Genomic DNA, 15,732 nt, shown 5'->3' with positions numbered 1-15,732 from the left:
CTTAACTTAACCTCTTTTTCGGCGGTAAGCGGGAGCCTGCCGTGGCGCTGTCTGCTCCTGCATCGGCATCACGGTTGCGGCAAATTCTTTCATCACCCGGCGGTACACATCGCGTTTGAACGATACCACCTGACGCACGGGATACCAGAAGCTCACCCAACGCCAGCCGTCAAATTCCGGCGTGCTGCTGCGTTGCATATTGATATCCGCGTCATTGCACATTAGCTGCAACAGAAACCATTTCTGCTTTTGGCCGATACAAACCGGCTTTGTGTCCCAACGCACCAAACGTTTTGGCAATTTATAGCGCAACCAGTTACGGGTTGAAGCCAGGATACGCACATCCTTTTTATTCAACCCCACTTCTTCGAACAGCTCACGATACATGGCCTGTTCCGCGGTTTCGCCAGGGTTAATCCCACCTTGGGGAAACTGCCAGGAGTGCTGACCGTAGCGGCGGGCCCACAGGACCTGCCCCTGACGATTACAGATTACGATACCAACATTCGGGCGGTAGCCATCATCATCGATCACCGGACTACCTCGATAAGCAAAATTCGTATAGATGCTCTGATTGTTTCACACAAGCTACAGGCGGTAAACCACTGCTTTACAGCGCTGCGTCTCGGATAACGTTGGGATAACTCACAGATAATGGCAAAGTTATAAACAACGAGCGCCATTTTCGCGGCGATTTATTCACTTTTTCTGTGGATAGGTGTGTGAAGAACTCAAGGGATAAGCCGGTAAAACTTCTACCAACCTCAAATGCCCGCCCGGTGGATAAATTTATTTATTGTTTTAAAACAAACAAATACATATATAACATCAGTTGTGTACAGGGTAAAAATGTGATCTGTGCAGGCTTGGGATCTTGCGTTGGTGAAAGATCCACCAAAGCTGTTTTTATCCACAGATTATTCGCCTGTGTTACGCACAAATCGGACAAATTCGCAAAAAAACCGCTGAGTCAAGGCTGTAAATCGAACCAGTGATCGGTAAAAATCTGGGTTATCCCATAAAACTGTGGATAAATAGGTGTAAGATCCTGTTCATTGTCGGTGGCTACAGGTGCACAAGCGAAAACAGAAATCGCTTTCTGCTCGCCGGCACCAAAAAAAACCATGTAAAATCATGCTACTATTAACCTTTTCCCCAGGCGAAGGCTCAGGCTGACCACTGTGGGCAAATGCAGTGCGTTTTTTAACCATCAAACACAGGCTTGATTTATGGCGCTTTTATCCCCGCTACTGCCGCCGCCGAAAGATGAACAACAGCTGCTGGCGCGCGCACAACAGCTCGCCGGCTGTAGCTTTGGCGAACTCGCCTCGCAGGCAAACATCGCCATCCCCAGGGACTTGAAGCGAGACAAGGGTTGGGTTGGCATGCTGTTGGAGCTGTATCTGGGGGCGATGGCTGGCAGCAAGCCGGAACAGGATTTCCCCGAGCTGGGTATTGAACTGAAAACCATCCCGATAGACGCCGCCGGCAAACCGCTGGAAACCACCTTCGTGTGCGTCGCCCCGCTCACCGGCAACAGTGGCGTTACCTGGCAAAGCAGCCACGTGCGGCACAAACTGGCGCGGGTATTGTGGATCCCGGTCGAGGGGGAACGGCAGATTCCGTTGGCGCATCGGCGCATCGGCTCACCGCTGCTGTGGAGCCCGAACGCGCAGGAAGAAGAAATGCTGCGCCGCGACTGGGAAGAATTAATGGATCTGATCGTGCTTGGCCATGTAGAGCGCATTACCGCCCGCCACGGCGAAGTGCTGCAACTGCGGCCCAAAGCCGCCAACAGCAAAGCGCTGACCGAAGCCATTGGCGAACAGGGGCAGCCGATCATGACGCTACCGCGCGGTTTTTATTTGAAAAAAAGCTTTACCGGCGCGCTACTGGCAAGACATTTCTTAATTTAAAGCGCCTTTGTTTAGTTCGCGTTTAGCTAATGTTGTTATTTCGATAAGTGCGTATAATTCCCTCTTCGAAATTTTTAAGGTGTGCTGGGCAATGTTTGAGTGGATTGTAGATCCCAATGCGTGGTTGGCGTTAGGTACGCTGACCATCCTGGAGATCATTCTGGGTATCGATAACATCATCTTCCTTTCTCTGGTGGTGGCAAAACTGCCTAAAGCGCAGCAGAACAAGGCGCGTCGGATAGGGTTGGCGGGGGCAATGCTGATGCGCCTGGGGCTGCTGGCTTCCATCGCCTGGGTGATTCGCCTGACCCATCCGCTGTTTACCGTCATGGAACACAGCATTTCAGCCAGAGATCTGATCCTGCTGTTTGGCGGCCTGTTCCTGATCTGGAAGGCCAGCAAGGAGATCCATGAAACCATCGAAGGTTCCGAAGAGCATCACAGCAGCAAGGTGCACGGCTTTTTGGGCGCCATCGTGCAGATCATGCTGCTGGATATCATCTTTAGCCTGGATTCGGTGATTACCGCCGTTGGCCTGTCCGATCACCTGTTTATCATGATGGCGGCGGTAGTGATTGCGGTCGGCGTAATGATGTTTGCCGCGCGGTCGATTGGCGAATTCGTCAATCGTCACCCATCGGTAAAAATGCTGGCGCTGGCGTTCCTGATCCTGGTCGGCTTCACCCTGATGCTGGAAAGCTTCCAGGTTCATGTGCCAAAGGGCTACATTTACTTCGCCATGTTCTTCTCGATATCGGTAGAAGCGCTCAACCTGATGCGCAGCAAGAAAGGCAAGCCAACCGCATAACCTCACCGGAGGCGCATGCCTGTGCGCCTCCGGTCAACGAATCCTTTAACTTGCCAAGATAAAGAGTTATCTGAGATAACCTTTACGCATCATTTGCTAATCTTAAAACAACGTTCTTTTATGCTTAATTGAGGATCCGCAGGATGAAAAAGTGGGTAATGGCAGTTTGCGCCGTGGTGATGGCCGCCGGGCTGGCTGGCTGCTCCAGTGATTACGTGATGGCCACCAAAGACGGCAATATGATCCTGACCCAGGGGAAACCCGAGATCGATGAAGATACCGGACTGATCAGCTACCACGATGAGGCCGGCAACAGCCGCCAAATCAATGGCGATCAGGTATCGCAGGTTATCGAGCGTTAATCGCCTCAACGGCTATCGCTGAGGTCAGCGCGCGGTAGCCACTCTGTTCCCTCCACCGCATTTAATCCGCTTTCCCCTTCCGCGCAGCTTGGTTATAGTCGAGCAAAGCGTCCTGACGCTCTCTAGGCGACGAACCTGACGGCAGACTCCTGTTTCACCGGGCATCGCTGCCCGCAGCGCTATCAAGTAAGGAAGATCGTTAATGCAATATCATCGTATTCCCCACAGTTCTTTAGAAGTGAGCGTGCTGGGACTGGGCACCATGACCTTTGGCGAACAGAACAGCGAAGCCGATGCTCACGCGCAACTGGATTATGCGCTAGCCGCAGGCATCAATCTGATCGATACCGCCGAAATGTATCCTGTCCCTCCTCGCCCGGAAACCCAGGGGTTGACCGAACGTTACATCGGCAGTTGGATCAAGGCGCGCGGCAACCGCGAAAAAATCGTGCTGGCCAGCAAAGTTGCCGGACCGGTGCGCGGCAATGACAGCGGCATCCGCCCGCAGCAAGCGCTCGATCGCAAAAACATTCGCGCCGCGCTGGACGCCAGCCTGCAGCGTCTGAACACCGATTATCTCGATCTCTACCAGCTACACTGGCCGCAGCGCACCACCAATTGTTTCGGCAAGCTGAACTACCAATATACCGATGAAATGGCCAGCGTCACCCTGCTGGAAACGCTGGAAGCGCTGTCCGAACAGGTCCGCGCCGGCAAGATCCGCTATATCGGCGTATCCAATGAAACCCCGTACGGCGTAATGCGTTACCTCAGCCTGGCAGAAAAACACCAGTTGCCGCGCATTGTCACCATTCAGAATCCGTACAGCCTGCTGAACCGCAGTTTTGAAGTGGGGCTGGCGGAAATCAGCCAGTTTGAAGGGGTAGAATTGCTGGCCTATTCCAGCCTCGCCTTTGGCACACTGACCGGCAAATATCTGAACGGCGCCAGGCCGACTGGAGCGCGCAATACCCTGTTTAGCCGTTTCACCCGCTATTCGGCGCCGCAAACCCAGCGGGCGATTGCCGAATACGTGGCGCTGGCGCAGCGACATAATCTGGATCCGGCACAGATGGCGCTGGCATTTGTGCGCCAACAGCCGTTTGTCGCCAGTACGCTGCTGGGCGCAACTACCCTGGCGCAATTGCAGACCAATATCGACAGTTTCAACCTGACGCTGAACGAAGATGTGCTACAAGGGCTGGAGGAAATTCATACCCGCTTCACCATTCCTGCACCATAACTACAACGGGCCGGCAATCCCGGCCCGCTATTATCCCGCCCGACCGTCACGGCGCTGAGACAGCCACAGCGCGGCAATCGCCAGCGCAAACACCACGCCAAACCCGACGCCAACGCCAACCACCGGTACGCCAAGCTTCACTACCAGCGAATACAGACCCAGCATCAACAGCATGGCGGTATTCTCGCCCAGATTCTGCACCGCAATCGCGTTGCCTGCCCCTACCGAGCGCTTACCGCGTTCTTGCAGCAAGGCGTTCAGCGGCACCACGAAGAACCCGCCCAGCACGCCAATCAGCATCAGCAAGGCATAGGCGTTAATCATCGCGGTTTGCAGCGCAAACAGCGCCACTACCACGCCAATCAGAATACCGGCCGGCATGCAGCGCCGTACCGTTTCCAGCGTCACAAACCGTGCGGCAACACCGGCGCCGATCACAATCCCTACTGCGACCATGGCATTGAGCAACGTCGGCGTAGCGTTGTCGACGATGCCGAGCGCCACCGGCACCCACAACACCAGCAGAAAACGTAATGTCACGCCCGCGCCCCAGAACAGGCTGGTGCCAATCAGCGAAAAGCGCGTTTGTCCGTCGCGCCACAGCATGACACTGGCGGCGAAGAAACTGCGCGTCATGGCGCGTGGTCGCCAGGAGGCTCCCGGTCGTGCCGCCGCCAGTCGTGGAATATACAGGTTGGCGACCACCGCCGCCGCGTAGACCAGCGCACACACCGCCAGTGCGGCAATAATGTGCCAATCCGCCAGCACGCCGCCGGCCACCGAACCAATGAGGATCGCAGCAATGGTCGACGCTTCCATCAGGCCATTGGCCTTGACCAGCTTCTCGCCGCTGGTGATTTCGCCCAGAATGCCGTATTTCGCCGGTGAATACGCGGCGGCTCCCACGCCCACCAGACTGTAGCCAAGAAACGGGTTGAGGCCAAAGCAGATCACCAGCGCCCCGGCGAGCTTCAGGCCGTTGGCGAACATCATGACGCGCCCCTTGGCAAAACTGTCGGCAATCTGGCCAACGAACGGCGCCAGAATGATATAGGTAGCGACAAAGGCCATTTGCAGTATCGGCTGGCTCCAGTCCGGGTAAAGCTGCTGTTTGATCAACGCCAGCGTGGCGAACAGCAAGGCATTGTCACCGAAGGCCGAGAGGAACTGCGCGCAAATCACGGCGATCATGCCGCGCGACAGCAGGGGGGCATTATCAGTCAACGGCTGATTCATCAGACACTCTCCGGCTGTTCAGCCATTTTACGCAGGGTGACATAGTCAGGTTTGCCGCTGCCCAGCACCGGCAAGGTTTTTATCAGGCGAATGTCACGCGGAACCGCCAGTTCCGGGCTACCCTGTTCACGCGCCACGCGCAGCAAGGCGTCGCGGGTAATGCCGGCATCGGTGGTATACAGCACCAGCGCTTCGCCTTTGCTGCTGTCGCTTTTCACCGTGGCGGCGTGATGCCCCTGCGGGGCGACACGCAGCGCCAGCTGTTCCACGCTCTCCAGTGAGATCATTTCTCCTGCCAGTTTGGCAAAACGCTTCACCCGACCGCGAATGGTGCAATATCCCTGTTCGTCCAGCGTCACGATGTCACCGGTGTCGTACCAGCCCGGTTGCAGGTTGCCCTGTTGATCCTCGGCGGCGGGCGGCTCCAGTTCGCCGGGGTGCTCAACCCGCAGATAACCTTTCATGATGTTCGGCCCACGCAGTTGCAGGCGTCCCCCGCGATCGATGCCCGGCACCGGCATCAGCCGCGCCTGCATTGCCGGCATGATACGCCCCACGGTGCCGACCCTGGTCGCCAGCGGTACGTTGATCGAGACCACCGGCGCGCACTCGGTCACGCCATAACCTTCCAGAATGCGAATACCGTATTTGTCCTGGTAGATCTGTTTGGTACTGTCCGCCAGTTTTTCCGCCCCGGCCACCACGTAACGCAGGCGGGCGAAATCATACGGATGGGCGAATCTGGCGTAATTATTGAGGAAGGTGGCGGTGCCGAACAGTACGGTGCAGTTACGGTCATACACCAGTTCCGGCACCACTCGGTAATGCAGCGGACTGGGATAGAGAAATATGCGGCTACCGGTCATCAGCGGAGTAATCAGCCCGACCGTCAGGCCAAATGAGTGGAACAGCGGCAACGATGACATAAAGCGATCGCGCGGCGTAAAGTCAGCGATGGTACGAATCTGCTCGACGTTGGCCAGCAGGCTGGCATGAGAATGCACCACCCCTTTCGGGTTGCCTTCCGAACCGGAGGTAAACAGAATCAGCGCCGCATCGTCCGGTCGTTGCGGCAGCATGGCGCGTCGCGGCTGCAGCAAATGCCGCAGGATCCACAGTTTATCGGCCAGGGTGACGGTATCTTTCAGGTCTTCCAGATATACCCAGTTGGCGTCCGGCACCTGCTCGGGCAAATGGGTCAGTTTGCCCTTTTCCAGAAACTGGCGCGAGGTGACGATGGTGCCGATGGTCGCCGCCGTCAGCGCACTGCGCAAGCCGTTGGCGCCGGCGGTATAATTGAGCAACGCCGGGATACGATTACCTAGCGACGCACCGAAAATGGCGGCGGCGGTAATGGTGGCGTTAGGCAGCAGCATGCCGACATGTTCGCCCTGGGCGGTGAAACGTTGCAGGATCCGACTGACGCCCAACGTTTTCTTGAGCAACGTGCGATAGCTGTCTTCCTTGAAGTTGATGTCTTCAATACAGGGTTTCGCCATACCGTAACGTTCGGTTGCCGATAGCAACGCCTCGAACAGGGTCTGCGGTTTGCGGCTCTCCATGCGCGCCATCATCATGATTTGATGCAGGCGGTCACCGGCCAGCATCCGCCGTTCGCGGGCACGCGGCGCCTCCGGCATGGGCACAGTGGTAGGCGGCAGAATGCTGATGGTCACCTGCGGAAAGGCACGGATCCGAAACACCCCCTTCATGCGGCCAAACGGGCTGAATTCCGGGCCGTCGATGCGCACCGGCACCACCGTGGCGCCAGACTTGGCGGCAATAAATCCGGCGCCTTCGTAAATCTTCATCAGCGAGCCGGTCACGGTAATACGCCCTTCCGGGAACACCACGATCGGTCGCCCTTTTTGCACTTCGCGCACCAGATACTTGATCGCCATCGGTTTGGTGGGGTCAAGAAAAACGAAGTCGATATACGGCTTCAGCCAACGCATAAACCAGCGTTCCGAGACGCTGGAATACACCGCGAATACCGGTTTGATGGGTAAAAACAGCGCCAGCAGCACGCCATCGATAAACGAGACGTGGTTGGGGGTGATCAGCAATTTCTGCTGTTCAAAATGGCGGGCATCGCCCTCGACGCGCACGCGATAAAGCAGGCGAAACACCGTGCGCAATACAGACATGATCATACCGCTCTCCCATGGGCTTGCCGGCTATGCAATCAGCGCGGTGGCGGATAACCGCCCCAAAAAACCGGGCGCTAACTGCTTGTAGGGAAAGGATACTATATGGCAGGCAAAAAAAAACCTACGCATCCGCGTAGGTTGGTGCAATTGAAAATGGCTTCAACATACAGAGTATGCTGATTTCTCACCAATCAATACCTCTGGGACTGCCTACTTTAGAGATGCCCGCTGTAAGAAACTACCGTTGAATCGAAAGAGTTTTGCTCTAAATGCAACCAGCTGTAAATTTCCCGCGTTCGCCAGTAATAACTCGATGAAACCTCAACGATCTCGCAACGAAAAGTAGCAAAAAATGCGGATTCGGGCGCGCTGAAAACGCACCCGTTGAGCAACAAAAACCGGCGTAACGGCGCTTTTTGCCGTCAACCCGCACCATTCGGCGACGCCGTACAGACCTCCACCAGGCAACTCATGGCATTAGGTCCCTGGGTCAACGGCGAGGTGCCGATATCCAGCGTCAGTACGTTGGGATTGCCGGCCTGTTCTACGGCATGCCGCTGCGCGCCAAAGCCAGGATCGAACCAGGCGCCGGTGGCCATCAGCACCACGCCGGGCGTCACGCCGTCGGTGATGCTGACGCCGGCCAGACAGCCACCACGCGCATTGCTGACCAGCACCTGCGCACCGTCGTCAATGCCGCGCGCAGCGGCGTCGATCGGGTGCATATACAGCGTCTCACGACCGGCGGTTTTATTGGCCTGTACCTGCGGTGCCGGATCCATCTGGCTGTGCAGCCGATCGGCCGGCTGGATCGAGATCAAATGCAGTGGCCAACGCTGTGCCTGTGGCGCTCCCAGCCATTCCACCGGCGGTTGCCACTGCGGATGCGGTGCAAAATCCTGATAGCCATAGCCGGCGATTTTTTCGCTGAACAGTTCGATCTTCCCGCTCGGCGTTTGCAGCGGGTAGCCGTGCGGATCTTCGCGGAACTGGTCAAAGAAGACGAAGTCCCGTTCCGGTGCCGGCAGTTCGACATAACCTTGCTGCCAGAACGTTTCGAACTCCGGCCATGTCACGCCGGTGCCCGCCTGCGCCAAACCACACTGCCGGTAGATATGCTCAATCCACTGACGTTCGCTGCGGTTTTCGGTGAACTGCTGGCGATACCCGAGCCGTTCGGCCAGATCGGCGAAAATGTCAAAATCGTTACGCGCCTGGTGCTGTGGCGCGATCGCCTGATGCATCGCCAATACGTAACGATCGCGCGACGAACCGCCAATGTCGTTACGCTCCAGCGAACTGGTGACCGGTAGCACGATATCAGCCATTTTCGCCGCCGGTGTCCACCAGATGTCCTGCACGATCACCGTGTCCGGCTTTTGCCAGCCTTCCACCAGACGGTTGAGCTGCTGGTGGTGATGGAACGGATTGCCGCCGGCCCAATGCACCAGATGAATATCCGGATAGTGCCGCGTTTCGCCCTGGAACTGGTACGCTTCGCCAGGCTGCAGCAGCATGTCGCAAATGCGCGCCACCGGGATCGCCAGATTGGCCGGATTACTGCCCACCGGCATGGTCGGCCCGGGCGTATCAACGCGCGGGTTGCCAACGCCGTTCATTGAACCATGGCCGAACGAAAAACCGCCGCCCGGCAGTCCGACCTGACCCAGCATCGCCGACAGGGCAATCATCATCCAGTACGGCTGCTCGCCGCGGTGCGCGCGTTGTACCGAATAGGAGCAGGTGATGAAGCTGCGCACGCCGATCAGCTGCTGCGCCAAACCTGCAATGCGCTCCGCCGGAATGCCGGTGATGGCGCTGGCCCACTGCGGCGTTTTCGCTACGCCATCGGTTACGCCGCGCAGGTAGTCCGCCAGTTGGGGGTACCCCACGCAATGGCTGGAAAGGAAGGCCTCATCCTGCGCGCCATGCCGCTGGATCTCATAGCCCAACGCCAGCATCAGCGCGACGTCGGTATTGGGGCGGATCGGGATCCATTCGGCATTGACGAAGGCCGGACAATCGTCGCGCATTGGGCTGATGTTGATCACCGGCGTACCCTTGCTCACCAGTTTTTCCAGCCACGGTTTCAACGAATGCTCCGCCGCCCCACCGGAGGACACCTGGGCGTTTTTCAGCGCCAGGCCGCCAAACGCCAGGAAGATGTCGCAATGTTCCACCACGCTCGGCCAACTGGTCACTCGCCCGGTCAGCGGCGTAAAGGTGCCGATGACGTACGGCAGGAAGAACTGTGCCGCCCCCCAGCTGTAGTTGCCCAACTGATCGACACCGCCACCGCCGGAAAAGTAGAAGCGGCGTACCAGCGAACGCGCATGATGCAGGCGCCCGGCGGAAGACCAGCCGTAAGATCCGGTGAACAGGCCAGAGGGACCGTAGCGGTCACGCACCCGACGGTTTTCTTGCGCCACCAGATCCAGCGCCAGCTCCCAGTCCACCTCGACGAAATCCTCGCGGCCGCGCAGCGTACGGTCGCTGCCCTCGCGTTTTTGCAACCAGGAACGGCGTACCGCCGGTTTGCGAATGCGTTTGTCCGAATAGGTCATCGGCACAATGGAATCGAGCATCGGCGACGGATCGGGATCGCCGGCAAACGGTTCGCAGCGGATCAGCCGGCCGTCTTCAACCACGGCGGTATACGCCCCCCAGTGTGCAAGCTGCGGATAACGTTTAATAGACATGAGGTTCTCAAACAAAAAATGGAATGGGCAAAAATACCATTGCCAGCGGGGACAGCCAAAGTACAAATCGCTCTATTGCCCTCGCATCACGGCCTAAGCGCAGCGCGGCGCCACGGCCAACGGCAGGATAACCTGCCAATATCTGCCAACGCCGCCACAGTTACGCAGCCGGCGACTTGCAGCCGGACGGTTTTTCCGCAAAACTGGGGAATGTAAGCGATTACCCCAGGATAAGTTGAAGCATATATGGCTACCATAAAGGATGTTGCCAGGCTGGCGGGCGTTTCCGTTGCCACGGTATCTCGCGTGATCAATAACTCGCCGAAGGCCAGCGATGGTTCGCGCAGCGCAGTGCTGGCGGCGATGGAGCAATTACAGTATCACCCTAACGCCAATGCCCGTGCGCTGGCGCAACAATCAACCGAAACCGTCGGGCTGATCGTTTCCGACGTCTCCGATCCGTTCTTTGGTGCCATGGTCAAAGCCGTCGAGCAAGTGGCCTACACTACGCATAACTTTCTGCTGATTGGTAACGGCTACCACGACGCCGAAAAAGAGCGACAGGCGATAGAACAGCTGGTTCGCCACCGCTGTGCGGCACTGGTGGTACACGCCAAAAAGCTGACCGATATGGAGCTGCGCGTCTGGATGCAGCAAATCCCCGGTATGGTACTGATCAACCGCACGCTGCCCGGCTATGAAACCCGCTGCGTCGCATTGGACGATCGTTACGGCGCCTGGCTGGCGACCCGCCATCTGATCCAGCAGGGGCACCAGCGCATTGCCATCATCTGTTCCACCCACCAGATTTCCGACGCCACCGATCGCCTGCAGGGCTATCTGGACGCGTTGCAGGAACATGGCATTGCGGTGGATGAAAAGCTGATTGCCTACGGCGAACCGGACGAGATTGGCGGCGAGCAGGCGATGACCGAGTTACTGGGCCGCGGCAAGAACTTCAGCGCGGTGACCTGCTATAACGATCCGGTGGCCGCCGGGGCGCTGTCGGTGCTGAGCGATAACAGCATCGACGTGCCGGGGCAGATATCGTTGATTGGTTTTGATGACGTACTGATTTCGCGCTATCTGCGGCCGCGCCTGACCACCGTGCGCTACCCGGTGGTGGCGATGGCAACCCAGGCGGCGGAACTGGCGCTGGCGCTGGCCAACGGCCAGCCGCTGCCGGAAATCACCAATATGTTCAGCCCGACGCTGGTGCGGCGCCATTCGGTCGCCAGCATCAACAATGCGCTCGATCAGGGGTAGTTTGCCCTACACCAGTTTGCCCTGGAAGATCGGCACCGACTCAAACAGATAGCCGTCGAATTCCGGGGCATCAACGTCAGATAGCTCCATCAGCGTGCCCTTGATGTTTTCCATGTGCTGCCACATTGCCTGATACGATCCCATCACGTCGCGACGGCGCAGCGCTGCCAGAATGTTCTGGTGATCCGCCAGCCACTTCAATCGATAGCCCTTGGTGGCTATGCGGCTGTGCAACTGCTGCCACAGCGGGCTGGCATCCCGCCGCTGCCAGATGCTTTTTACCGTATCCAGCAGCATCTGGTTCTGGGTCGCACCGGCGATCAGCAGATGGAACATTTTGTCATTGTCGCCGCTTTCGTCATTGGCAATGATGGCGCGTTGTTCCTGTTCCAGCGTACGTCGCAAATTTTCGATGTCGGCCTTGGTGGCCATTTTGGCGGCAAACGCCGCAATATTGCTTTCCAGCAGCTGGCGCGCCTGGAGCATTTCAAACGGTCCGACCTCGCTCTGCAACAGCGGATCGTCATCTTCCGCCGCCTCGTTTGGAATGCGGATCACGTAGACGCCCGAGCTCTGGCGAATATCCACCGTACCTTCCAGTTCAAGCATCAGCAGCGCTTCGCGCACGATAGTACGGCTGACACCGTAGGTTTCGGCGATATTGCGCTCGGGCGGGAGACGCGTGCCGATAGCGAAATGGCCCTGCTGAATTTTTTGCCGAAGGTCCCGTCCAATCTCCTGATACTGCTTTTTTTCCTGCGGAATCACGACTTTGTCCACCGTTTCACCCTGAAAGACGCCTGGCCCATGCCATACCCTGCATACAAGAGGTATCTAGCCCGAAAAGTCCGCTCCCGACGGCGTGCACTGGCGGATGATGGGCACATCCGCCAGCCGTTGGGGCGACAACCGGGTTAGTCTACCAAACCCAGCGCCTGATCGAGTACTTTTGCGCCATTTAACGTGCCGTATGCCACAGAATCGATCACCGCGATCGGGATCTGGTATTGGTCAGTGAGCTTTTTGTTTTCCGTCAGCTTAAAGCGCACCTGCGGCCCCAGCAGCACCGCGAGAATATCGCTGCCATAACTTTGCAGTTCATCACGCAGATTCTGTTCGGGGATGGCGTAGATCTGCAACTCCAGACCGCGCGCCGCCGCCTCTTTTTCCATTTTGGTCACCACCAGCGAGGTGGACATGCCCGCCGAGCAGGCCAGAACGATTCGTTTCATCAGCAATTCCTTATTTGTTTTCATCGTCAAGCGTCAGGGTCAGTCGCCGGCTGTCGCTCAGCGTGCGGAACCAGTGCGCCGACTTTTTTTGCCGCCGGTTACGCTGGTTGTCCAGATCGATTTCAATCAGGCCGTAGCGGTTTTTGAAGGCGTTCATCGGCGATACGTTGTCGGTAAATGCCCACAGCATATAGCCGCGGCAGTTCACCCCGGCCTCCACCGCTTTCAGCGTCCAATAGAGATGTTCGCGGATGAATTCGATGCGGTAGTCGTCCTGAATTTCGCCCTCGGCATTTTTAAACTGCGCTTCGTTCTCAACGCCCATGCCGTTCTCAGCGACAAACCAGGCAATGTTGCCGTACTCGTCGCGCATGCGCAGCCCCATGTCATAAACGATTTTCGGCAGGATTTCCCAGCCGCGCGACCTGTTCATTCGCCGCCCCGGCAGTTCAAAATGCTCGTAGTACATCGCCGGATGGAACGGCGTTGCACTGTGCCATTGGCGGCTCGGCGCCTTGACGCGGTGCGGGTAATACAGGTTGATGCCCACCTCGTCGACGGTGTTGTCGCGGATCAGCGCCATGTCCTCCGGCGTCCAGGCAAAATGCACCTCATGCTGATTGAGCAGCGTCAGCAGTTCCGCCGGGTATTCCCCCTTGATCGCCGGATCGAGAAACACCCGGTTATAGAACAGATCGTAAAGCTCGGCGGCACGCCGGTCGTGCGGCGCGCTGGAGCGCGGATAGGTCACTTCCGGATTGAGGATCACCCCGATGCTGCCGGTACAGCCCATCTGGCGGAACAGCTGCACCACCGAAGCGGTGGCCAGATTTTTATGGTGGTTCCACTGCATCCATTTGCCGGTGTTCTGCTCGTATGGCCAGCGGATGGCGTCAAGGTACACCCGCGTCTGCACCACCACCGGCTCATTGAAGGTGAACCAGCGCGTCACCTTGTCGCCGAAGCGCTCAAATACCCGGCGCGCATACAGCACGAACAGTTCCACTACCCGCCTGGAGTTCCAGCCGTCGTATTTTTCCAGCAGGTAACCCGGCAGCTCATAGTGTTCCAGGCACAGCATCGGCTCAACGCCCTGGCGTTTCATTTCGTCCAGCACGGCGTCAATATAGGAAGCGTACTCTTCATCCACCACCCCCTGCTCATAATCGGTAAGAAAACGCGCCCAGTTGATCGACGTACGGTAATGGCTGATGCCGCTTTGCTTCATCAGCGCCACGTCTTCACGGTAGCGATTGATAAAGTCGGTGGCGACCGACGGGCCGTAACCGTTATGCCAAACGTGGCGATCGTGCCGATACCACAAATCCAGGTAAGAATCCTGCCCCGGCTTTTTGCCGCTCCAGCCCTCGGTCTGCCAGGCGGAAGCCGCCGCGCCGAGCATAAAATCCCTGGGTATGTCGAGTGAAACCTGACTCATTGCTCACCTCATGCATTCTGTATAACGGGTTGTTCAGCCTGCTCGGCGCGCCGCGCCGCCACTTTGACAAACGGCAGGTAAATCAGCGTGGCGACCACGATGCAGATCAACTGGGTGACCACCGCACCCATCGATCCGGCGGTCGACAGCCAGGCGTTGATGATCGGCGGCGTGGTCCACGGCACCATCACCACCGCCTTGCCGGCGAAACCGATGCTGGTGGCGAAATAGCCGATGGTGCCGGTGATCAGCGGCGTGATGATGAACGGGATCGCCAGGATCGGGTTGAGCATGATCGGCATACCGAAGATCACCGGTTCGTTGATGTTGAAGAAGCTTGGCCCAAGCGACAGCTTGCTGATTTCCCGCATCTCCTTGCGCTTGGTGGCGATCATCACCGCAAACAGCAGCCCGAGCGTGATGCCGGATCCGCCGATGCTCATATACACATCCCAGAACGGCATGGTGATGATGTTGGGGATCTCCTTGCCCTGCTCAAAGGCGGTCATGTTGACCATGATCGCCCCCAGCAGCAGCGGCTCGCGGATCGGTTTCACCATCTGGTTACCGTGAATGCCGATCACCCAGAACAGCTGCGCCACGAACATCAGGATCAGGATGCCGGGCAGGCTTTGCACCACCGTTTCCAGCGGCTGCTGCACCACCTGATACACCGCGTCATACAGGTAAATACCGGTGACGCGATGGAAGGCAAAGCCAAAGGTGGCGATCGCCACTACGGTGATGATCGCCGGGATCAGTGCCGAAAACGACGCAGAGACGTTCGGCGGCACGCTTTCCGGCATTTTGATTTTCAGCCGGTCGAGCGTTTCCAGTCTGGAATAGAGTTCCACCGACAAAATGGCGATAAACATGCCGAGGAACAGGCTGCGGGTATCCGAAAACTGCTTCGCCAGCACGTCTTTCACCACCTGCATCTGGTTGTTGACCATCAGTTCAACGGTGGTCGGCGTAACCGCGATAAAACAGATCACCGCCAGCAGGCCGGGAAACAGCGATCGCGATCCGTTAATCTTGCCCAGCTCGATGCCGATCAGGAATACCGCGCCAATGTTGAGAAAGCTCAGCGTGGCGTAGTTGATGCTGCTCATGATCGGCTTGAAATCCGCCAGGAACGAGAACATGGCGAAGCTCGCCAGGCCGTTCTTGGGATCCATCACCATATTGGAGATCAGCACCGAAAACGCGCCGACAATGATCACCGGCATCAGCGTGATGAACGACGCCTTGATGGCCATGATGTATCTGTAACTGTTGAACTTGTTGGCGAAGGCTCCCAGAGAGTCTATTAGCCGGTCCCGAAATGACATGACACCACCTCTTGTTGTGTTGTGCTGGCTCAGATGACCGATTCGCGTACC

At 57.5% G+C, this 15,732-nt stretch carries 13 protein-coding genes; 5 read left to right on the top strand and 8 right to left on the bottom strand.

All coding sequences use genetic code 11. The features are described from left to right. Positions 1-6 precede the first annotated feature (6 nt). Entirely contained in the window at positions 7-534 is a 528-nt protein-coding gene (gene rppH, locus NYE85_RS09105) for an RNA pyrophosphohydrolase (protein ID WP_004959157.1), read from the bottom strand. 695 nt (positions 535-1,229) lie between these two features. On the opposite strand from rppH, the gene mutH reads away from it, so the two are divergent. The 4 genes from mutH (at position 1,230) to NYE85_RS09085 (ending at position 4,329) form a co-directional block, all read left to right on the top strand. After that, on the top strand, positions 1,230-1,916 hold the full coding sequence (gene mutH / locus NYE85_RS09100) for a DNA mismatch repair endonuclease MutH (RefSeq protein WP_259004418.1): 687 nt from the start codon (positions 1,230-1,232) through the stop codon (positions 1,914-1,916). A 91-nt stretch (positions 1,917-2,007) separates the two neighbouring features. Beyond that, positions 2,008-2,724 carry a TerC family protein gene (locus tag NYE85_RS09095; RefSeq protein ID WP_259004417.1) on the top strand — a complete coding sequence of 239 codons (717 nt, stop codon included), beginning with the start codon at positions 2,008-2,010 and terminating at the stop codon, positions 2,722-2,724. A 143-nt stretch (positions 2,725-2,867) separates the two neighbouring features. After that, on the top strand, positions 2,868-3,086 hold the full coding sequence (locus NYE85_RS09090; protein WP_259004416.1) for a YgdI/YgdR family lipoprotein: 219 nt from the start codon (positions 2,868-2,870) through the stop codon (positions 3,084-3,086). Between the two features lie 202 nt (positions 3,087-3,288). Beyond that, positions 3,289-4,329: an NADP(H)-dependent aldo-keto reductase gene (locus NYE85_RS09085; protein ID WP_259004415.1), complete on the top strand. Its 1,041-nt coding sequence runs from the start codon at positions 3,289-3,291 to the stop codon at positions 4,327-4,329. Between the two features lie 30 nt (positions 4,330-4,359). Here the strand turns inward: NYE85_RS09085 and lplT are convergent, their stop codons facing one another. From lplT to NYE85_RS09070, 3 genes are all read right to left on the bottom strand, one after another. Further along, positions 4,360-5,565, bottom strand: coding sequence for a lysophospholipid transporter LplT (lplT, locus tag NYE85_RS09080; protein ID WP_259004414.1), 1,206 nt, complete (start codon positions 5,563-5,565; stop codon positions 4,360-4,362). Next, the gene (gene aas / locus NYE85_RS09075) at positions 5,565-7,718 is read right to left on the bottom strand and encodes a bifunctional acyl-ACP--phospholipid O-acyltransferase/long-chain-fatty-acid--ACP ligase (RefSeq protein ID WP_259004413.1); all 2,154 of its coding nucleotides are present in this window, start codon (positions 7,716-7,718) and stop codon (positions 5,565-5,567) included. The genes lplT and aas overlap by 1 nt, the downstream gene beginning before the upstream one ends. A gap of 419 nt (positions 7,719-8,137) precedes the next feature. Further along, positions 8,138-10,414: a molybdopterin guanine dinucleotide-containing S/N-oxide reductase gene (locus NYE85_RS09070; RefSeq protein ID WP_259004412.1), complete on the bottom strand. Its 2,277-nt coding sequence runs from the start codon at positions 10,412-10,414 to the stop codon at positions 8,138-8,140. Positions 10,415-10,660: 246 nt separating this feature from the next. On the opposite strand from NYE85_RS09070, the gene galR reads away from it, so the two are divergent. After that, complete coding sequence (gene galR / locus NYE85_RS09065; protein ID WP_259004411.1) at positions 10,661-11,680, top strand: HTH-type transcriptional regulator GalR; 1,020 nt, start codon at positions 10,661-10,663, stop codon at positions 11,678-11,680. A gap of 6 nt (positions 11,681-11,686) precedes the next feature. Here galR and NYE85_RS09060 read toward each other — a convergent pair whose 3' ends face one another. From NYE85_RS09060 to NYE85_RS09045, 4 genes are all read right to left on the bottom strand, one after another. Further along, positions 11,687-12,460 (bottom strand): FCD domain-containing protein, encoded by a 774-nt coding sequence (locus tag NYE85_RS09060; protein ID WP_259004410.1) that lies wholly within the window; start codon positions 12,458-12,460, stop codon positions 11,687-11,689. Positions 12,461-12,594: 134 nt separating this feature from the next. Then, entirely contained in the window at positions 12,595-12,912 is a 318-nt protein-coding gene (locus NYE85_RS09055; RefSeq protein WP_259004409.1) for a PTS sugar transporter subunit IIB, read from the bottom strand. Between the two features lie 10 nt (positions 12,913-12,922). After that, positions 12,923-14,350 (bottom strand): glycoside hydrolase family 1 protein, encoded by a 1,428-nt coding sequence (locus NYE85_RS09050; protein ID WP_259004408.1) that lies wholly within the window; start codon positions 14,348-14,350, stop codon positions 12,923-12,925. Between the two features lie 8 nt (positions 14,351-14,358). Then, positions 14,359-15,681 carry a PTS sugar transporter subunit IIC gene (locus tag NYE85_RS09045; RefSeq protein WP_259004407.1) on the bottom strand — a complete coding sequence of 441 codons (1,323 nt, stop codon included), beginning with the start codon at positions 15,679-15,681 and terminating at the stop codon, positions 14,359-14,361. Between the last annotated feature and the right edge of the window lie 51 nt (positions 15,682-15,732).

Origin of the sequence: Serratia sp. AKBS12, from assembly GCF_024793895.1 — a bacterium.
Lineage (GTDB): Bacteria > Pseudomonadota > Gammaproteobacteria > Enterobacterales > Enterobacteriaceae > Serratia_F.
Note: the sequence above shows the minus strand (reverse complement) of the source record. Positions and strands in the feature narration are given on the sequence as shown.

What these genes read in the sequence shown, in the direction of transcription:
- NYE85_RS09070 (WP_259004412.1), bottom strand. Translation starts at nt 10,414, where the DNA reads ATGTCTATTAAACGTTATCCGCAGCTTGCACACTGGGGGGCGTATACC.
- NYE85_RS09085 (WP_259004415.1), top strand. Translation starts at nt 3,289, where the DNA reads ATGCAATATCATCGTATTCCCCACAGTTCTTTAGAAGTGAGCGTGCTG.
- mutH (WP_259004418.1), top strand. Translation starts at nt 1,230, where the DNA reads ATGGCGCTTTTATCCCCGCTACTGCCGCCGCCGAAAGATGAACAACAG.
- NYE85_RS09095 (WP_259004417.1), top strand. Translation starts at nt 2,008, where the DNA reads ATGTTTGAGTGGATTGTAGATCCCAATGCGTGGTTGGCGTTAGGTACG.
- NYE85_RS09055 (WP_259004409.1), bottom strand. Translation starts at nt 12,912, where the DNA reads ATGAAACGAATCGTTCTGGCCTGCTCGGCGGGCATGTCCACCTCGCTG.
- NYE85_RS09045 (WP_259004407.1), bottom strand. Translation starts at nt 15,681, where the DNA reads ATGTCATTTCGGGACCGGCTAATAGACTCTCTGGGAGCCTTCGCCAAC.
- NYE85_RS09050 (WP_259004408.1), bottom strand. Translation starts at nt 14,350, where the DNA reads ATGAGTCAGGTTTCACTCGACATACCCAGGGATTTTATGCTCGGCGCG.
- aas (WP_259004413.1), bottom strand. Translation starts at nt 7,718, where the DNA reads ATGATCATGTCTGTATTGCGCACGGTGTTTCGCCTGCTTTATCGCGTG.
- lplT (WP_259004414.1), bottom strand. Translation starts at nt 5,565, where the DNA reads ATGAATCAGCCGTTGACTGATAATGCCCCCCTGCTGTCGCGCGGCATG.
- NYE85_RS09090 (WP_259004416.1), top strand. Translation starts at nt 2,868, where the DNA reads ATGAAAAAGTGGGTAATGGCAGTTTGCGCCGTGGTGATGGCCGCCGGG.
- galR (WP_259004411.1), top strand. Translation starts at nt 10,661, where the DNA reads ATGGCTACCATAAAGGATGTTGCCAGGCTGGCGGGCGTTTCCGTTGCC.